Annotated in this window: 22 protein-coding genes; 2 read left to right on the top strand and 20 right to left on the bottom strand. The window is 67.4% G+C overall.

Features of this window, described 5'->3' with window-relative positions; all coding sequences use genetic code 11:
* Positions 1-44 precede the first annotated feature (44 nt).
* The 20 genes from ACFHNC_RS21040 to ACFHNC_RS20945 all read right to left on the bottom strand — a co-directional run bounded on the left by ACFHNC_RS21040 (position 45) and on the right by ACFHNC_RS20945 (position 16,526).
* A complete protein-coding gene (locus tag ACFHNC_RS21040) occupies positions 45-368 on the bottom strand; it encodes a c-type cytochrome (protein WP_437171204.1) in 324 nt (107 codons plus the stop codon).
* An 87-nt stretch (positions 369-455) separates the two neighbouring features.
* Positions 456-1,313: a DUF3489 domain-containing protein gene (locus tag ACFHNC_RS21035; protein ID WP_437171203.1), complete on the bottom strand. Its 858-nt coding sequence runs from the start codon at positions 1,311-1,313 to the stop codon at positions 456-458.
* Positions 1,314-1,408: 95 nt separating this feature from the next.
* On the bottom strand, positions 1,409-1,645 hold the full coding sequence (locus tag ACFHNC_RS21030; RefSeq protein WP_437171202.1) for a hypothetical protein: 237 nt from the start codon (positions 1,643-1,645) through the stop codon (positions 1,409-1,411).
* Between the two features lie 356 nt (positions 1,646-2,001).
* A complete protein-coding gene (locus tag ACFHNC_RS21025; RefSeq protein WP_437171201.1) occupies positions 2,002-2,733 on the bottom strand; it encodes a hypothetical protein in 732 nt (243 codons plus the stop codon).
* 86 nt (positions 2,734-2,819) lie between these two features.
* Positions 2,820-4,082 carry a site-specific DNA-methyltransferase gene (locus ACFHNC_RS21020; protein ID WP_437171200.1) on the bottom strand — a complete coding sequence of 421 codons (1,263 nt, stop codon included), beginning with the start codon at positions 4,080-4,082 and terminating at the stop codon, positions 2,820-2,822.
* On the bottom strand, positions 4,072-5,541 hold the full coding sequence (locus ACFHNC_RS21015; RefSeq protein ID WP_437171199.1) for a site-specific DNA-methyltransferase: 1,470 nt from the start codon (positions 5,539-5,541) through the stop codon (positions 4,072-4,074). The genes ACFHNC_RS21020 and ACFHNC_RS21015 overlap by 11 nt, the downstream gene beginning before the upstream one ends.
* A 336-nt stretch (positions 5,542-5,877) precedes the next feature.
* Entirely contained in the window at positions 5,878-6,213 is a 336-nt protein-coding gene (locus tag ACFHNC_RS21010) for a hypothetical protein (RefSeq protein ID WP_437171198.1), read from the bottom strand.
* Between the two features lie 299 nt (positions 6,214-6,512).
* Positions 6,513-7,058 (bottom strand): hypothetical protein, encoded by a 546-nt coding sequence (locus tag ACFHNC_RS21005; protein ID WP_437171197.1) that lies wholly within the window; start codon positions 7,056-7,058, stop codon positions 6,513-6,515.
* Positions 7,048-7,278: a hypothetical protein gene (locus ACFHNC_RS21000; RefSeq protein ID WP_437171196.1), complete on the bottom strand. Its 231-nt coding sequence runs from the start codon at positions 7,276-7,278 to the stop codon at positions 7,048-7,050. Before ACFHNC_RS21000 ends, ACFHNC_RS21005 begins: the two co-directional genes overlap by 11 nt.
* Positions 7,275-7,820 carry a hypothetical protein gene (locus tag ACFHNC_RS20995; RefSeq protein ID WP_437171195.1) on the bottom strand — a complete coding sequence of 182 codons (546 nt, stop codon included), beginning with the start codon at positions 7,818-7,820 and terminating at the stop codon, positions 7,275-7,277. The genes ACFHNC_RS21000 and ACFHNC_RS20995 overlap by 4 nt, the downstream gene beginning before the upstream one ends.
* Before the next feature lie 418 nt (positions 7,821-8,238).
* Entirely contained in the window at positions 8,239-10,518 is a 2,280-nt protein-coding gene (locus tag ACFHNC_RS20990) for an AAA family ATPase (RefSeq protein WP_437171194.1), read from the bottom strand.
* Entirely contained in the window at positions 10,515-10,766 is a 252-nt protein-coding gene (locus ACFHNC_RS20985; protein WP_437171193.1) for a hypothetical protein, read from the bottom strand. Before ACFHNC_RS20985 ends, ACFHNC_RS20990 begins: the two co-directional genes overlap by 4 nt.
* 6 nt (positions 10,767-10,772) lie before the next feature.
* Positions 10,773-11,282 (bottom strand): hypothetical protein, encoded by a 510-nt coding sequence (locus ACFHNC_RS20980; protein WP_437171192.1) that lies wholly within the window; start codon positions 11,280-11,282, stop codon positions 10,773-10,775.
* The gene (locus ACFHNC_RS20975) at positions 11,282-11,674 is read right to left on the bottom strand and encodes a DUF6511 domain-containing protein (protein WP_437171191.1); all 393 of its coding nucleotides are present in this window, start codon (positions 11,672-11,674) and stop codon (positions 11,282-11,284) included. Before ACFHNC_RS20975 ends, ACFHNC_RS20980 begins: the two co-directional genes overlap by 1 nt.
* A 6-nt stretch (positions 11,675-11,680) precedes the next feature.
* A complete protein-coding gene (locus ACFHNC_RS20970) occupies positions 11,681-13,378 on the bottom strand; it encodes a DEAD/DEAH box helicase (RefSeq protein WP_437171190.1) in 1,698 nt (565 codons plus the stop codon).
* Positions 13,379-13,395: 17 nt separating this feature from the next.
* Complete coding sequence (locus ACFHNC_RS20965; RefSeq protein ID WP_437171189.1) at positions 13,396-14,064, bottom strand: hypothetical protein; 669 nt, start codon at positions 14,062-14,064, stop codon at positions 13,396-13,398.
* A gap of 16 nt (positions 14,065-14,080) precedes the next feature.
* Positions 14,081-14,956, bottom strand: coding sequence for an ATP-binding protein (locus ACFHNC_RS20960; protein WP_437171188.1), 876 nt, complete (start codon positions 14,954-14,956; stop codon positions 14,081-14,083).
* A complete protein-coding gene (locus ACFHNC_RS20955; RefSeq protein ID WP_437171187.1) occupies positions 14,956-15,492 on the bottom strand; it encodes a hypothetical protein in 537 nt (178 codons plus the stop codon). The genes ACFHNC_RS20960 and ACFHNC_RS20955 overlap by 1 nt, the downstream gene beginning before the upstream one ends.
* Before the next feature lie 5 nt (positions 15,493-15,497).
* Entirely contained in the window at positions 15,498-15,872 is a 375-nt protein-coding gene (locus ACFHNC_RS20950) for a hypothetical protein (protein ID WP_437171186.1), read from the bottom strand.
* Between the two features lie 66 nt (positions 15,873-15,938).
* The gene (locus tag ACFHNC_RS20945) at positions 15,939-16,526 is read right to left on the bottom strand and encodes a hypothetical protein (RefSeq protein ID WP_437171185.1); all 588 of its coding nucleotides are present in this window, start codon (positions 16,524-16,526) and stop codon (positions 15,939-15,941) included.
* A gap of 291 nt (positions 16,527-16,817) precedes the next feature.
* Here ACFHNC_RS20945 and ACFHNC_RS20940 point away from each other — a divergent pair, with 291 nt between their 5' ends.
* Entirely contained in the window at positions 16,818-17,549 is a 732-nt protein-coding gene (locus ACFHNC_RS20940) for an ImmA/IrrE family metallo-endopeptidase (RefSeq protein ID WP_437171184.1), read from the top strand.
* A complete protein-coding gene (locus ACFHNC_RS20935) occupies positions 17,546-17,827 on the top strand; it encodes a helix-turn-helix domain-containing protein (protein WP_437171183.1) in 282 nt (93 codons plus the stop codon). The genes ACFHNC_RS20940 and ACFHNC_RS20935 overlap by 4 nt, the downstream gene beginning before the upstream one ends.
* The last annotated feature ends 4 nt before the right edge of the window (positions 17,828-17,831 follow it).

Genomic DNA, 17,831 nt, shown 5'->3' with positions numbered 1-17,831 from the left:
CCCAATGGCAAGGCGGCCGGCAGCCTCCGCCGTGCCGTGTCAGGTCAGCGTTCTAGCGTCCCGAGATAGGCCAGCAGATCGGCGATCTGCGCCCGGTCGAGTTGGAATTCCGGCATGGCGGAATGGCCGGTCACGATCCCTTCTGCCAGCGCTTCGGCGAGCTGCGAGACGGGATAGCGCAGATGGATGTCCCGAAAGGCCAGTGCCGCAGCAAGCGGGCTGGCGCCAGTGCGGCCGATGGCGTGGCATCGCGCACAATTCGCCGCCGCGAAAGCCTGGCCACGCTGAGGATCGCCGGTCTGTGCCTGCGCAGCACCGGCGCCACAGAACAGCCCCAACACATAAAGAACGCGGAGAACCAGGGCCAATGTCGGATTCCTCATGCCTTGGGCGAGGCTATCGCGGCAATCGGTGTGGCGCCATGCACGTCGCGCTGGGGCCACCCCGGCGATCCGTCAGCCCGTTACCCGGTAGACCGTGAAGGAGCCCTTGGCGCCGGTCTTGTTGGGGTCGACCATCCGCTCGCGCGACATCACCTCGACCGCGTGGCCCTTCTTCTTCAGCCCGGCGAAGAAGCCGCGGACCGTGTGCTGTGCCCAGCCTGTCGCCTCGGCGATCTGCGCGACCGTGGCGCCCTCGGGCCGGCGCAGCATGGCGAGCACCTGCTCCTGCTTCGTGCCCTCCCGCGGCTTGCGGGGCGCTCCGGCCTCGCGCGGGGCGCGGGCCGGCTTGCCAGCGAGCAGGGTGCGCAGCGCCTCCATCGGGGCATCGAGCGCGGCGATCATGTCCGTGGCGCGGTTGGCCTCGTCGTCCCAGGCAGCGAGGATCGCCGCAGCGGCGTCGCGCAGGCTGGTCCGCGGCGCGGCAGCGCGTGCCGCGAGGGCCTGGTCGAGCATCGCGATTTCCTCCGTCAGGGGTGCGGCCTGGGCGGCTTCGGCGACCGTGGCGTCCTGTGCGGCGGGCTCCGCCGCCGGCGCCACCGTGGGCGCCGTGTCGGGCACGCTGCCCTCGATGCCGGAGCAGTCGGGCGCGCCGGCCACCGCGTCTCCCTCATTCGGGTCGATGCCGATGGCGCGCAGCCCTTCGTCGGTGATGCGCGCCACGATCCAGGTGCCGTCCTCATCCTGGCGCCAGCCCAGCCCGACATGCTCCCGCGGGGCGTTAATCTCGGTCAGCAGGTTGTTCTTGATCAGGCTGCGGAACACCGCGTTGCGGGCCGCGGCGGGCAGGGTCTTCGGCGCGCGGGCGAGGCCCATCTCGTGCTGCGCGGCGGCGCTCAGGATCACGCGCTGGCTGTCGGAAATCTTGGTCATCGTGGTGGTCTCCGGTTCCGGGTGCCGGTCATCGGCCCCTACTGCCGGAAGCCCCGCCGGCGCTGCCGGTCGGGGCGGTGCGGGAGTTGCCCGCGTCAGAGGGCGTATTCGCCGCGGCGGAAATGCTGGTCGGCGATGTCCTTCAGCTTAGCGGTGGCGTCGGAAAGCCAGGCCGCTTCGCCCCAGAGCACCGTCTCGGGGTCTGCGCCGAAATGGTCCTCGCTGGCCTGCTGGAGTTCGGCGAGGAGGGCGTCGAATTCGGCCTTCTTCGCGAGGAAGGCGGCCAGGCTGCGTTCCTGGTTGCGGGCGGCGCGGGCTTCGCGGTCGGTCATGATGGTCTCCGTCTCTTGCTGCAGGGCATCCCCTGCGTGTGACGGACCATTCGCGCTGTGCCGCGCTCAAGCCAAGCAAGATGCAGCCTTATCTTATTGCTATTATTGAGCTTTCCGGATCACTTCGTGATCGACAACGCCACCCCACGAGGCGGTGGCGACGTCCGTCAAATGAGCTGCCGTAAGGAGGCTTAGAGACCGATTGATAATGCCGCCGCTTGAGGATCCGCAGGTGGTCTTTCGATCCCGAAAGGCGCGGGGCGCAGCCGATGCTTGGTGCATCGGCAAGTTCGGCAACGCAAGGGGGCCGGAAAAGCGCCGCGGAGCCGACCCGTCCGCCATTCTCAAACGGGCTTTTAGGCCCGCTGAACTGCCCATACTAAGGTCGGGCCATTTCTCCGTCCGACGAAGCCAACACAAGTCCAGCGAAGCCCATCCGCCAGCCATTCGCGGTCACGGCAGCTTTCAAAAGCTTCTGCGCTGCTCATCCGGCTCCGATGGAACTGGCCAATCGGATGCAGCGGCGGTGTTAACGATCCGTCCGACACGATCAGGGCTGGCTCGGTCAATTTGCGGATGAGGGTTGAGAACAGGTTGCGCAGCGGTTCGTGGCGCCGCCACTTATTTTCGAAAAAACGAACATTGGATCCGCCTTCGCCAGGGCTATCGCCACGATGGAAAAAGACGCCGACGGACATATCGGGAAACTCAGTGCCGAGCGCAATCTCCCCAAACCCTCGACGTCGGATGACACGAAATGATGACCCATCCGGCCTCGAATAGGTTTCGATTCTCCGGCTTGGGGGGAGGAAGCGGTATCCGTCTCGGCGCTCAATCGTTGCTAAGGGGTCTCCGTTAATCAGCTTGCCCGTCAGGGTGTAGGTGAAACCGCCAAACGACCGCAGTGCCGGCGCCATCTTCAAACCCGCAGGGTACCCAATGTCGGAGAACCAAAAATCCGAGATGACTGGCGCGAAGACTTGTAGCGGTTCCGCTATGTCGCCGCCGGCGCATGGGTAGAAGAGAGTCTTTCCTGCAACCGCATCGAGCCACTTAGGAGGGATATAGTGACATCGAGAATCGCTCATCGCTGCGGCTCGCGCATCACGCAAAGTCCCCGTTGAGTGGTCGTTTCGTATGCAACACCACATCAAAGCCTGTGGCTTCCGTATTTTCAAGACCCCGTGGTTACACCATGATCGAAAATTCCGCGGGCCACGGCGATGTCGGCAAAGATGCGATCATCGCCCTCCAACACGGCAGCTTCGCCAGTTGTGTCCTGCCAGCGCCGCACGATCACATCGGCATAGGTGGGGTCGATCTCCAGCAGCACAGCGCGCCGCCCCGTGCGCTCCGCTGCGATCATGGTGGTGCCCGAGCCGCCGAAGCAGTCCAGCACCGTGTCGCGCGGCTTGCTGCTGTTGCGGATGGCGCGCTCCACCAGCGCCACCGGCTTCATGGTCGGATGCAAGTCGTTGCAGGCAGGCTTGTCGAAGTGCCAGACATTCCCCTGGTCACGCGCGCCGCACCAGTAGTGCTGTGCGCCGGCCTTCCAGCCGTAGAGCATCGCCTCGAACTGCTGGTGGTAGTCGGCTCGGCCGAGGGCGAAGGTGTTCTTCGCCCAGATGATGGTGCTGGACCATTTGCCGCCCGCCTCCTGCCAGACCCGATGCAGCGTCGGCCATTCCGAGGAGGACATGCAGACGTAGCAGGCGCCCTTCGTGACCGAGAGCAGGTTGGCCATCGCCGGCCGCAGGAACTCGGGAAAGCCGCCGCCGAGTGCGTCATTCGCGATGGTCATCTTGGCCGCGGTGCCGCCCTCATAGGCGACATTATAGGGCGGATCGACGAAGCCCATGTCGGCCAGGTGGCCGGCGCCGAGGGCGCGCTGCACGTCGACAAGCTTCGTAGCGTCGCCGTACAGCAGCCGATGCTCGCCACAACGCCAAAGATCGCCGGTCCGGGTAACGGGCACCACCGGCGGCGGCGGGGCTTCGTCGGCATCATCGCCGAGGCCGGCGTCGGCGGCCGCCAGCAGTCGGTCGATCTCCATACCGGAGAAGCCGAGCACGTCCAGGTCGACCAAAGCCTCATCGCGAATGCGCGCGATCTCAGCGACAAGCAGCGCCTCGTCCCAGCCGGAGTTCAGCGCGATCTGGTTGTCGGCCAGGCGCAGCGCCCGTGCCTGCGCCGGGGACAGATGCCCGAGCCGCAGCACCGGTACCGCGGCCAGGCCCAGCTGCTTCGCGGCCATGACGCGGCCGTGGCCGGCAATGAGCACGCCCTCGGCGTCGACCAGCACCGGGTTCACGAAGCCGAACTCGGCAATGGAGGCGGCGATCTGCGCCACTTGCGACGGCGAGTGCGTGCGCGCGTTCTCGGCATAGGGGACCAGCGCTGCCAGCGGCAGAGCGGAGATCACGAGGTCAGGCTGCATTCGCGGTGAGCTCCAGTCGCGCCGCGGCCACGGCATCATAGTCGCGCCCATCGTCGGCCAGCGTCACTGGCAGGTCCGGATGCAGCATCCGCCAGCGGGCAATCGCCAGGTCGACATAGGCCGGAGCCAGCTCGATCGCGCGCACGCGGCGGCCGGTGCGCTGGCCGGCCAGGATCGTCGTGCCACTGCCGCCGAAAGGCTCGAACACTACCTCGCTTTCGTCGGCGTAGGTCCGCATGAGGAACTCCGGCAGCACCACCGGGAACACGGCGGGGTGCTCGGTCTCGATGCCGCGGCCCTTGTGGCGGGTCAGGCGCAGCACGTTGTCGGGGATCCGGAAGTCCTGCACCGGCAGGCCCGCGTGCTGGTATTCCGAGATGGTCCCATCGGCAGCGCGCAGGCCGCTGCCCTTGTTTGGTGTGCCGGCCCATTTGCAGGGCACGATCTTGTTGGCCTGCCGTGCCTGGCGGTTGAAGTGGAAGACGAACTCGAAGGCCGGCGCGAGGCGCCCGTTCCAGTCGCCGGGAAGGCCGGGCCCCTGGTCCCAGGTGTAGAGGCCAAACCGGCGCCAGCTGCGGGCGCGCATCCAGTCGAGCCAGCCGGCCCAATAGGGCTGCCATTCATTGTCGCGATGGATCAGCCCGAGGTTCACCAGCACCTGGCCATCGGGCCGCATGGCCACGTTGAGATGCTGGAACACGCCCTGCATCAGGGCATCCCAATCGGTGCCGCCGCCGGTGGTGTAGTCCCGTTGGTTGCCGTAGGGCGGGGAGGTGAACAGCAGGGCCGCGCGGTCTTCACCCATCACCCGCGCCACGGTGGCGGCGTCGGTGCTGTCACCGCAGAGCAGGCGATGCTCGCCCAGCAGCCAGAGATCGCCGGGGCGGGTGACGGCCTGGCGCGGCGGCTCCGGATCGGCATCGGCGGGATCGTCCGCCGGCTCCTCCCCGGCGCCCGCCGCGCCAGTCGCGCCGCCCCCCTCGGCGGGATCCGCAGACAGAGCCTCGGGCGCGTCGCCGTCGGACACGGTATCTCCAGCCGCCGCGAGGATGTCCGCGAGCTCATCCGCCGAAAAGCCGAGCGCGCCGAGGTCGATGTCCGGCGCCGCCTGCACCGCGGCGAGCGCGTCACGCAGCAGCGCCTGGTCCCAGGTCGCGTTTTCCGCGATGCGGTTGTCGGCGAGCCGCAGCGCCTCCTTCTGCGCGGCGGACAGGTGCCGCCGCACGATCACCGGCACCTTGGCCATGCCGAGCGCCGTTGCGGCCTCGAGGCGACCATGGCCGGCGATCAGCACGCCGTCCTCATCCACCAGCAGCGGATTGGTGAAGCCGAAGGCCAGCATGCTGGCCTTGATCTGCTCCAGCTGCGCGGCGCTGTGGATGCGCGCGTTTCCGGCATGCGGGCGCAGCTCCGCCACCGGACGCAGCAGGATCTTCGCCGCCATCCAGGGGAGCGTCATCGGGCCATCCAGGTTTGGGAGTGGGTGCAAACCGTGCGGCCGCGGCTGCAAACTCAGCGCGGCATGGTTTGCGGGCTATCTGTCGGATCGCGCAAGGAAAGGGCCGCAAACCGCAACCCATATTTCTGGCCTGGCGCTAGCGATGTTGCGCGCTTCCGCCCCCCGCATACAGCGGGGCCAGGAAGGACCCTGCGGCTCGAAAGCCACAGTGGCTGATCAGCTGGCGAGTGGCTCGGGAGCCGCGGTGCTCGACGCACCTTCTCGACGTGTCCCCACTATACCCAACTCGATTTGCGAGCCGCCATGGGGGGAATTGTAACAGCGTAGCCGCGCGGTTCAGAGCGACGCCAATGCCCGCTCGACCGCGTCGCGCGACGCCTGCAACGCAGCCAGGGTAAGGCTCGCCTGCTTCACCGCCGCGGCTTCACCGGCATCAACGTAGGACACCTGCTCCTCGGCGTCGGCAACGCCCACGACGATCTGCTCACGCAGTTCGTCGAGCCAGCCCTTAGCCTCAATGGGGTCGGCGTCGGGCGCGCGCAGCCATTCGGCGACGATCACCTCGACCTCACGCGCAATGCGGTGCGGAGGCACGCCCTTCGCGGCGAGCGCCATCAGTCGGACAATGGCGCCGTCAACGGGGCGCACCCGTGCCTGCCTTCGAGCGGCCATGGCTCGTCTCCTTCCGGTTCCCACGCTTCATAGCATGTTCTTGTCTTGTTCTCATAGGAGGGCTATCGTCGGCCATGCCCGACGGTGAGCAGCCCCGCCCCGAACATCCGTGGCTCAGTCGGGCGACGCTGGCGGCAGCGCGGGCTACGCGGCGCTCGCCTGGGACGCTCGCCTGGACGGGTGAAAGCGACAGCAGGGCGGTCCGCGACGTCATACTGGCGCACCACCCTGCCTTGCCGCTTACGATGATCAACGAGGCCGTCGCCTACGTCCTCGGCTCCGAGTAGCGGCGCGCTGCTTCACGCCGCCTGCTGCCGCGGGGTCAGCCCGAAATGCATCGCCAGGATGCCGAGGCCAGCGACCAGCATGCCGCCCGCGATCGGCTGCGGTACCGGCCTGCCGCTCCATCCTCGACGTGCCGCCCATTCGCGGACTGACATCTCCAGGCCCACGACGAACCAGACGCAGGAGCCGGCCGGGCTGTTGTGGCCGCCCAACGCGTCCAGAGCCTTGGCCACGCGGCGGCGGGCATCGACTTGCCGGCCCGACATGGTGTCCGCCGTGACGCCGCTGATGCGCACGAACTGGGTGGTGGCGATGCCATCCAGTGCCGCGGAACGGAACAGCGTGCGGAATATGCAGCCCGCCTCGTGCATCTGCGGCGTGATGGTGCCGTTGAGGAGCATCTGCCCCAGCGTGTCCACCGCGCGGCGATGTGCCACGGGCGTGCCGGTCTCGGGATCCGCCTCCCGGACTGGCTCCGAGAAATCGCCATGCTGAAGCCGCCACTTCGACGGCTTCGCCAGATCCTCGGTCGCGCGTTTCGCCTTGCGCTTACCGGCCATGGTGGTTCTCCCCGTTGCGACGCCCCCAGCGCCGGTTGGCTTCGTTGGTGATCGCCTGGCGGAGCCAGTCGTCCGTGATGTCGGCGACAGGCAGCGCGGCCACGCCGTGCCGATGCCAAGCGGCGGCGCGCATGGCGTTGACCTCGCTGTCGTTGGTCGGGCTGCGCGTGCCGCGGTCGAGGCAGGACCTAGGCGGCCGCGGCGCGCCGTACATGCTCATGCGCGGCCTCCAGTCGGGTCGGTCGCCCAGAGCAGCAGCGCAATGGCATCCGCCTCATTATCGTCGGCCGGCAGAAAGCCGCGAGCTCGTATGGCGGCGATCATCGCAGCCTTGTCGGCATTGCCCTTGCCGGTGGCGTAGCGCTTGATTGTTCCGACGGGGACGCCCTCGTATGGGACCTCGTGTTCCTCGCACCAGGCGGTGAGCGTGCCGAGGAAGCCACCGTAAACGTGGCTCGCGTCTGTTCCGGCGTGGCGGCGCACCTCCTCGAACACCACACGTCGGAGGCCGTGCACGTGCATGGCGATCTCCACGAGCCAGTCGGTGAAGCGCAGGAAACGCATCCCGCCGCCTTCGAAGCGGCCGGGCTTGAAGGTCATGGTGCCGGAGGTCGTCCCGCCATCGCCGAAGCGTAGGGCCCAGCCGGTGGTTGTGCCGAGATCGAGGGCCAGGATGCCCGGCTTGCGCGGCCGGTAGAGATTGGGATCGGGCGGGACGGTGCTTGCGTCAGGGGCGGGCATGGTGAGAGTCGCGAAATCCATGGTGGTCTCCGAGAGGGGATGATCCTGGTGAGGGCGGCGACGGCGCGGTTCTTGGCGGAGCTCGTCGTCGCTGCCCGGCTTGGGGTGGGATGACCCGGGTGGAGGGGTGGACCACGCACCCGAACCAGGCGTCCCCGGGTGTGGTGTGCGCGCGTCTTTGGGACGCGCACGCACACCCCCCGTAGGGGGGAGGAAAAAACCCAAACTGCCAAACTGCTCCAACATACTGATTTTACTGAACGAAAAGCAGTTTCGGGGGCAGTTTGGGCAGATTCGTTACGCCAAACTGCTTTTGTCTGGAACTCGTTGATTTGGTTCATGAAAAGCAGTTTGGCAGTTTCGGCGGGCGAGCAGATCTGGTCCCAAACTGTGCAGTTTGGGGAGCAGTTTGGGTCAGTGCGGAGACGATATGAGCGGGTCATTCGCCGCCCTCTTCGGGGTCGTGCAGCACCCACACTTCCGGGTTCTCGACCTCCAGCAGGGCCTCGCTTCGCGGGCAGAGAAAGTGGCTGGGCAGGACGGGAAGGGTGGCCTGTGTGATCTCGCCGGTCTCGGCGTCGACCACCTCTTCATCGGTGGCGACCACCATGTCCTTCACGACAAGGTAGCCCTTCTTGGACCTCGTATAGGGCTGGCCAAGATCGCGCGCGTCACGACGAAACTTGATGTAGCCCTTTGTCGCCAATACGGTGATGCGGTCGCTAATGGTGTCCTTACCGCCGAGCCCGCGGCTGTTTTCGAACTTCGAGGCGAAGGCGTTGGCGGTGCAGAGCCGCCCTGCCTCGGCCTCCTCTGCAATCAAGTGCAGGATGACGTCGTGGCGGCGCGTGCGCTCGGCATCGAGCTTGCGCCCGATGTCTTTCCTGACGAGGCGCTCGCCGGTCCGGTCGAGTTCGACCCACGCCCCGCCACGCTTATCGACCAGCATGGGTTCCAGGCCGGGGCCGTTGCGAAGCTCGACATGCAGTTCGCGTCCGGTCTGCTCCTCGTCGGGGCGGAAGAGGATCATCCCGGAGGTGTAGAAGCTGCGCAGTGCGCTGGCGCCGGACAGGGCCAGGAAGGGATCATCCTTCACCTGCTGCTTGCTGAGCTTCTTCGTGTGGTGGGCGAGAATGATGCCCGCCTCGGGGGCGACCTGGTCGCGCAGCGCTTCGACCCGGCCCTGCAGGAAGAACATCATCGCGCTGTTGTCGTTCTCACCTTCGCCTGCGGGCCCGCCATCGAAGAGGTTGCGGATGGGGTCGATGCAGATGATGTCGGGCGGCGCGTTGGGGAAAGCGGCACGGATGGCCGCGGCGACGAGGGGCACGCCCTGGTCGTCGAGCAACATGCGCAGCTTGGGGGTGACGACGAGGGTGTCGCGGGCGCGTGCCACGATGCCGGGATCGAGCCGCAACTGCTGCAGGCGTTCCCGCAGGTAGTGGTACTGGATCTCGGCCTGGAGATAGAACACCCGCAGCGGGCGCGGTGCCGTGAAGCGCAGGAATGGGGCGCCGGCGGCGGCGTGCACCAGCAGGCTGATCAGGAAGTCGGATTTGCCGACCTTCGGCGCACCGCCGAGCACCAGCATCCCACCCGGGGTCAGCAGGCGCGGCCCGATCAGGTCATCCGGCATTGGCGATGTGTCGTCCAGCAGCGCGCCGAGCGTGTGCGCAGGGACAGGAGCTGGTGGTGCGTCACCTGCGCGGATCAGGGCCGGCCCGTTGCGCTCGACATGCAGAGCCCAGAGGGCATCGGCCTCCGCCTTCAGGCGTTCCAGTGGCCAGGTCGGGCGCAGGCAGGCGGCGTTATAACCGCAGATCGCCTCCCAGCCCTGGTCGGGCGTCAGGCGGCCCTCATGCACCTGGCGGATGAAGTGGCCGATGGCGGCGCTGGCGCCCTGGAAGCGGGTCCAGCCGTCCTGACCCCCGTCGCGTACCGGGGTGGTGAGCACGGCGTCCAGGCTCGGCCGGTCCGTTTTTGCTGCTGCCGGGTCGCGTTCCTGGCCCGGCAGGAAGGGCATGGCGGCGACGGCATCGGCGAACTCGGCCAGGTCCACCTCACGGCGCGAATCGTGGTGGCGGATTGCAACGATGCGCTCGGCACCTCCCTTGCGATAAATCGTGCCCGGCACGCGGATCGGCTGGTGGGCGGAGCGGAAATGCGGATCGCCCCCTACCTTGTCGGCGATTTCGCCCCGCAGCGCGCAAAGGCGGGCGAGGTCCTGGCCTCCGGCCGGCTCGGTGAGCCGCCACCAGACATGCAGTTTGGCGGCACCCTCCGCGGTGCGGCCACCGCTCTCGACCAGCAGTGTGGGTGAACCGATGTGCTGGATCAGGTGATCGAGCTTCGCCTCGACATCGCCGGTGTCGAGGTCGACCAGCACGGCCTGCATCTGCAGGACATGCTCTGCACGCGCCTGGCCGTGCTCCGCCACTGTGCCGGGAAGGACGTAGACTGCGGTGCCCTCCCGCGCCGCCCAGGTGGCATAGGTGCCGAGGGACTCCGCTGCGTGCCGGTCGGCTGGGAGCCAGATGTTGTGGGGCCGGCTGTTGATGCCCTGGCCCTGATCGACGAAGCCGCGGACGGGGATCAGCCCATCGCAGTATCCGAACGCCACATCGAGGAAGGTGGCGAGGGCGCCGTGATTGATCGCTGCCTCGCCAGGCTCCTCCCAGGGCATGCTGGGTGCGTCGTTGAAGTCGTCCCAGAGGCTCATGCCGGCAGCGCCCAGCAGCGCTTGGCCCAGGGGCAGAAGCGGCACTCGAAATGGTCGGCCTGGGCGGCGATCCGCGGGAGCAGATCGCCCGCATCGGTGGCTGCCAGGATGCGGACCCCGCGGTCCGACATGCGCTGTGCAAGCTCAGCGTTGAACGGCACCAGCTCGTGGTGCAGCTCCGCCGTGTCCTTATTGATGGCCGTGAACAGCGCCGGATTGTCCGCCACCCCGGGCACAGACGCGTCCATGTAGGCCTAGTATACCGCGATCTGCGCTGCGTAGATCGGCTTGCTGGCCGCCACCCCCTTGCTGGATGTCTCGCGCCAGGACTTTGCGTTCATGGTCTTGCATTCCCATAGCGCCGGGAACGCCATGCCGGGGATCGCGGGGCCGCCAGCCAGCACGCCATCCACGTGGCCGCGGATCCGGCCACCAGCGACCGAGAAGCCGAACTGCTCGCCGTCCTCACCACCGCCACGGCGGGTGTAGAGATCGAAGCCGGCGGCGCGCAGCCAGGCGACGGCCACATCCTCCAGCGCGTGCCCGATCCCGAAGATGCGCAGCAGCCGCCCGTTGAAGTCGGCGCCGTCATCCTTCGGCGCCTTCACGAACTCGAATTGCAGCGCCCGCTCGCAGGCGTGGCCGAGGCGGGAGCCGCCCAGATAGGTGCGCGGCGGCGTGGCCCGATTGGCGACGACCAGCGCCGCTTCGATGGCGGCGTTGACGTGCCCCGAGGTCTGGCCCCGGCTGTTGAGGTCCAGCATCAGAAGGGTGCATCCGCGGCGGTGAGCGGCCGATGCGGAGCATTCGCCTGCTGGGCTGTGGCCTGCATGGCCTCCTGGAAGCCGCCAACGGCGACCTCTATCAGCGTCAGCACCTGCGGCTCGGTCAGATCGATCAGCCGCGTCTGCCAGCCGATCTCCCCCAGGCATTCCCCAAGCGGACGCATGGTGGCGCGGATGGCAGCCTGTTCCTGTTCAGTGAGGTCAACCACGGCGGGGGCGCTCCTTGCGGCAAGGGTGGTCCACAGCGCCTGGCAAGCCATGCTGCAGAAGGCGGTGGTGGGGCGTGCCGGTCGCCGCCGTGTCGGATCGAACCAGCCAAAGCCGCGCGTGGAGCGGCGGCAGATGGCGCAGGGCGGGACGGGATTGCGCATGGCGGGTCATGCCGCCTGGCCCAGCGTCGCGGGCTGGGCATTGCGCACCAAGCTGCGGATCACCTGCTTGTTGAACTTGAAGGTCAGCAGCGCCGAGGCCTGGTACCGGGTCATACCGAGATCACCGCGGGCTGCCGGTGGCAGGTGGATCAGCTGGCGTTCCGTCGCCGGCTCGCGCAGCCAGCGCCGGCTCTTATGGGCGCTCTCGTCTGTCTCGTAGGCGTTCAGCCAGTCATCCGCCGCGGCCAATGCCACCAGCCTCTCACCGATGGACAGCAGGCGGGGCCGCTCCTCCTTCGTGCCGCCAACTGCGTGCCAGGCCCCGTTCAGAAAGAAGATGCCGGCCCAGCCGTTGAACCCGTTGGCCAGGAGCGCCGCGTCGTCACCGAACAGGTCGCACCACTGGAAGGCCGACCGCTGGAGGAGATCGATCTCCGTCATGATGAACTGCGAGAGCGAGCCATTGGGGTGCTCACTGACCGCGCCCGGCACCACCGGCACGATCAGGCTGGCGCCGCAGAGCGGGCAGGCTGTGCAGGCAAGCGGGATCTCGGCCTCGCAGCTGGGGCAGGTCTTGATCGGTGCCTCGCCGTCAGGCTCATATCCCTCCAGGTCGACATCCTGTTCGAGCGAGCCGTGCAGCAGCGACGAAGTACCGAAATCGAGCACGATGCAGTCGCGCTTGACGATGCCGGGATGCTCGGCCGGATCGACCGTACGCAGCCCGCGGCCAACCATCTGGATCATCGTGCTCTTGAACGAGCTGGGCCGGAGCAACACGACGCAGGAGGTTGGCTGGTGATCCCACCCCTCGGTCAGGACGGCGACATTGACCACGACCTGGTGTCTCCCAGCGGCATAGGCAGCGAGGACACGCTGGCGGTCGTGTTCCGGCATCTCACCGGTCACTGTGGCGGCCGAGATGCCGGCCTGCCGATAGGCACTGGCGACGTCCTCGGCATGCGGCACGGTCGAACAGAACACCACCGTCTGTCGATCGCTGGCATGCTCCTTCCAGTGCTCAATGACCGCCTCGGTGACGGGCGCGCGGTTCATGATCCGATCGACGGCCGTCATGTCGAAATCATCGCCAGATTGGCGAACGGCACGCAGCTCGTCCTGAACTCCGACATCGATAATGAAGGTGCGGGGCGGCACCAGGTGGCCAGACCGGACCAGCTCGCCGAGCCGGATCTGGTCGGCGACGTTGGAGAAGATATCGCGCAGGCCCTTCCGGTCGCCACGGTTGGGCGTGGCGGTAACGCCGTAGATCCGGCACATCGGATTGCGGTGCATCGCCCGGTCGATGACCCGGCGGTAGCTGTCGGCGACGGCGTGATGCGCCTCGTCGATCACCAACAGGTCCAGCGCCGGCATCGCTTCCAGGTTGGCCGTGCGCGTCAGCGTCGGCACCATGGCGAAGGTGACCTGGCCGCCCCAGGATTTCTGGCTGGCATCCACCACCGAGGTGGTCATGCCGGGATTCACGCGGCGAAATTTTGCGAGGTTCTGAGACGTCAGCTCATCCCGGTGCGCCAGAACGGCGGCCTTTCCAGAGCCGCCATCGATACGCTTGCCAGCTACCGCGGAGAGCATGATCGTCTTTCCACAACCTGTGCTCGCAACACCGATGGTGTTGCCGTGGATGTCGAGCGCACGAAGGCTGCGCTCGACGAAGAGCTTCTGGCGGGGGCGGAGCATCATGCTGGTGCGTCCCTCTCTCAGCGCGCCCAGGTAGGACGGGTATCGGCGCTGGGGGCAGTCTGCTGCGCCGGGATGGGAAAGGCGCCCTGCTGCATGGCCGGCGCCGCGGGCGGCGGCGTGTGTGCCGGCGGGGCGTAGCTTTGTGCCGGCGGCGCATAGGCAGGCGGCGCGTTCCCAACCGGCGCGGCGGTGCGCACCATCGTCTTCGGGTAATCCCGGTGGCCAGGCGTCACGGCCATGCGGATTTCGTTCTTGGTCTCGCCGCCGGCATCCGTGCCGTGCTCGATCTTCGCCAGGAATTCCAGCCCTTCCAAATCCGCAAAGCCTACGATGCGGCGCGCGGCCTGTGCCTGGGGCGAGACATCCTTGTCGGAGATGCCGCGCGCGGAGTTCAGCATCCCGCGCAGGAAGCTGCGGCCCATCCCCGCCCATTCCGGCCCCTTCGGGCTGTAGAGGCCGATCAGCGTGAAGATCTTGCGCTTGGCGTAGGGCCCCTCCAGCACGGTGAACTCGCCATTGAGGTAGACGGCGCCGGTGCTGCCGCGCGTGGCAAAGCCGCCGGTCCACCCCTGGCTCGGATCGTCGAAGCCGCCGGGGCGGATCGTCAGGCGCACCCGCACGACGGTGCCCTTGGGGATCAGGTTCGGGTTCGACTGTGCGTCGTTGTAGTCGTTCCAGGAAGCCATGGTTCTTCTTCTCCGGTCAGGTGTTGGCGGTGGTGGCGGGCAGCGCGATCGACGACGCGCCATGCGCATCGATCGGCGAAGAAGGCGTGCGGATTTTTTGGAAGAGCTGCCCGAGATGCGGCGGCTCCAGCATCTCCAGCCGACCGCTGCGGTCTTTGGCGGGATAGCCCCAGGGGTTCAGCGTCTGGCAGACCAGGCCGCGGAACGACGCGACCGCGGGCTGTCCGGGGGGGACGTCCGTCTTGATCTCGGCCAGCGTCATGACCTGATCGACGATGCCGGGCAGCTCGAGGCCGGTCTTGCTGCCATCGATCTGCGGCACGAAGACGCTGCGATTGAAGTCGTCCAGCTTCTCGTCGAGGATCCCCACGAAGATCACGTTGCGGCCACGCGCATGCTGCAGATGCGTGAGCCAGGCGATCATCTCGCGGCCATGCAGCCCATAGGCGCCACGAAGGTCGGGCTTGCCGGTCTTCTCGGAATGCGCCTCGGGCTGGCCGCGGCACCACTGAAAGCAAAGCCGCGCAGCGACCGTGATGCTGTCCACGAAGATGGTGACGAAGCCATCCATGCGCGCCGGGTCGCCATAGGCCTGCACCACGCGAGCATACTGCGCGGCCGAATAGGGCTGGTCGTCGCGCAGCGCGGGGTTGGGGCCGGCCAGGAACAGCGCGATGTCGCGGCATTCCTCCCAGGTGCGGGGGCGGATCGAGGTGCCGCGCCAGTGCTGCACGGCAAGATCGCCCGCCTCCAGATCGATGAACAGCGTGGTGCCGTCGTCGAGCGTCAGCAGGAGGTAGGTCTTGCCGATGCCGCTCTTGCCGAAGATCACGGCCTTGATGCCGCGCGCTTCGGCCTGCCGCTCGTCGGCGGTGATGATGCGGAGCGTCATCAGCGGCCTCCCCGTGCTGGCAGGATGCCGGGACCGTGCGGGCTGTCGCGCAGCGCGGTCTCGGACAGGATAGCGAGGCGATAGCTCGGCTTGCCGGTGCGCACCGTGCGGGCCGGCTCGAAAGCGACACGGATGCGCTCCGGCCAGCCGGTGTAGGCCCGCTCCGAGACCTTGAAACTGACCTCGACGTACTGGCCCGGATCCTCCCCACCAGCGCGGATCTGGTCCGACAGCGCCGCGAGGCGCGGCTGATCCCACTCCACCCGCTTGGGGAGATCGACGACGACCTCCACCACGCCATCCTGGAAGCGGACGGTGCCGGTGTCCTTGCCCGCCGCAGTGCGGGCGCCGACGGCGCGCTGTTCATATCGCAGGGCAATGGTGCCCTCGATCCAGTCCCGCATGCGGTTGGCTGCATCCAGCGCGCTGCGGGCATCCTCCTGTAGGAGAGCAAGATGCTCGGGCGGCAGCCCGAGAAGCTCTGCCACCGGCATGCGGCGTGCGGCGTCGAGGGTAGGACGGTTGCTGAAAAGCATGTCTATCACGCCGCCTCCGCCATCAGCAGCGACGGTGCTGTCAGTGCGCGGGTGCTGCGGGCGCTGAGTGGGCGACGGCGAACCACCAGCAGGTAGGCGAAGCACCCATCGCCGTAGCGGCGCTGCACCAGGTCTGCCCAACCCGCCGCCGCAAAGCGCCAGGCACGCGAGGCAACTGCGTTCAGCTCATCTCTACGCTCTGGCGTCAGCATTGTGGCCAACCGGTCACGATCACGCGCCAGCATGCCGACGTGGTAGATGATGACCGTGCCGGGCAGGGCGTCAGCCAGCCGATCACACAGCGCGTTCTCTGTCGTCACGACGTCGGGCCGCGGCGTGTACGGCATCGCGGCGTCGGGGATGGGGCGCACGAGACGCATTGAGGTAGGTTCCTTTCTGCACATGGTTCGGCATCTTCTCTCTACGGATTGGGATGCAGATTTTTCTCAGGGGGTGCCGATGCTCGATGCGCGCACCGATGTCGGGGCCGGCGGTCGCAGCCCGCCGGCGTGCAGCCAGCAGCGCAATTCGCCCAACGCCCGGTAGAAGGTCGCGCTGGACTGCCGCGCATGCCGTTGCGCCTCGGCCACGTCGGCGGTCGCGCAGATCAGGTCGAGCAAATCGCAGGAGTGCGGGGGCATGTCCGCGCCAACGCGCGCCAGGTCGAGCGCGACATCAGGATCGATTTGTTCGAACTGCGTGGCGGAGGCGCCAGTCGGAAAGCTGTCCAGGTCGATGTCGACAAAAACGGGGCGTGCACCGCCTCGCCTGGCGCGGACGCAGTCAGTGACCGCGTGCTGGGCGAGCACCGTCGCGAATGCGTCCCAGTTCGCCCGGTCGGGATCGAACCGCGCGCTGCGCTCCAGCAGCACCACGAGGATGTTCTGGCTCAGGTCGTCGCGATCGGTGTGCGGCAGGTTGAGCCGGCGCGCGCCGCGCTGGGCATAGCGTCGGGCGATGGCGAGGCCGGCGGCGAGCCGGTTTGGGTCCCAGGCAGCGGCCTGGCAGGGGCTTGGTGAGCCTTGCGTATCCATGATGGTCTCCGTCGTCGGGTGGGGTGCTGCGACGACGGGACCGAACCACGGTTGGGCTCACCCAAGAGAACAACAAAGGCAACAATTCCTGGGCAATAATTCCGCGGAATTGTTGGAATGGCGTGAATACAATGGTTTCAGAGGCTTCAGATTTCTCCTTCGACGTGTTGGACAACGGTCTGCGGAATTATTGACCAAGCCGTTATCGTCGCGCTGGACTCCGTCGGCGGCGAGAACGTATGAGGAACACTCGTCCTTGCGCTGATGCATAACTCACGGAGCCGCCCGCCGATGACCCTCGCCCTGACCTATCCACACCACGCCGCCACGGGCGCGCCGCAGCCCCTTTTTTCCGAGGCCCTCTGGGCCGTCGCAGCCAGCGTGCGCCAGGCGGTCGTCGAAAGCGGCTCGCCATGGGCGCTGAGCGCCCGCGCCCTGGTCGCTGCCGCCAGCCGGCTGGAGGTGAATGGCCGCCAAATCGCATCGAACTGGGATTTCTCGCAGCACGTGCATGATGCTTCGGGCCGGCAGGTGCTCGGCATCTGTGAAACGGATCCCTCCGCACCGGGCCTGGCCCTGGTGTCCGTCAACGGCGTGATGATCGCCAATCGCCCTGACCTCGAGCTGAGCACGGTTGCGCACGAGCTCGGCCACATCGTGTTCGACGTGCCGCCCGCTGTTGCGGAACCCACCCGGCGATACCGGTCTGTGACGGCGGGGCCGAATTGCCTGGACGGCGCCACAGCGCGGTCGGAGAGGCGCGCCAACGAGTTCATGGGCGCGCTGTTGGTGCCGCCACACCCATTGCATCTGCGGCTTGTGGCAAGGGCACGCAGCGAGCGGCTGCCGATGACGCATGCGCCACATCGCGGTCGGCCTGGGTGCCGGGTGCTCCCCGCCACGACACCGCCGGAGGCTCTCGCTGGCGTCATCGCGGCGCTTGCAGGCGATTTCGGGGTTTCGGACCGATTCATCGAGGTGCGTCTGCGTCGCTACCGCCTTTTCGGGGGAGACTCTCGGTGAGTTTCGGGCCCGTCATCAGGGATCGGCGTATCGCGCTCGGTATCGGTCTCGTCGACATGTCGGAGCGGCTGGGTATTTCCGCGCCCTACCTGTCGCGCATCGAGCGGGAGTTGGAGAGTCCGCCGCGGGATCAGCTCATCGAGCGCGCGGCCGCCATTCTCGGGCTGCAGATGGACGACCTCTTTGTGAAAGCCCAGCGCCTGCCGCCTGACATGCGTAATGACATGGAGAAGGTCGTGCGGGCCTACCGGCGACTGCGCTCGATCGGAGAAAGGTAACATC

Origin of the sequence: Falsiroseomonas sp. E2-1-a4 (assembly GCF_051433165.1) — a bacterium.
In the GTDB taxonomy this organism is placed as follows: domain Bacteria; phylum Pseudomonadota; class Alphaproteobacteria; order Acetobacterales; family Acetobacteraceae; genus Falsiroseomonas.
Note: the sequence above shows the minus strand (reverse complement) of the source record. Positions and strands in the feature narration are given on the sequence as shown.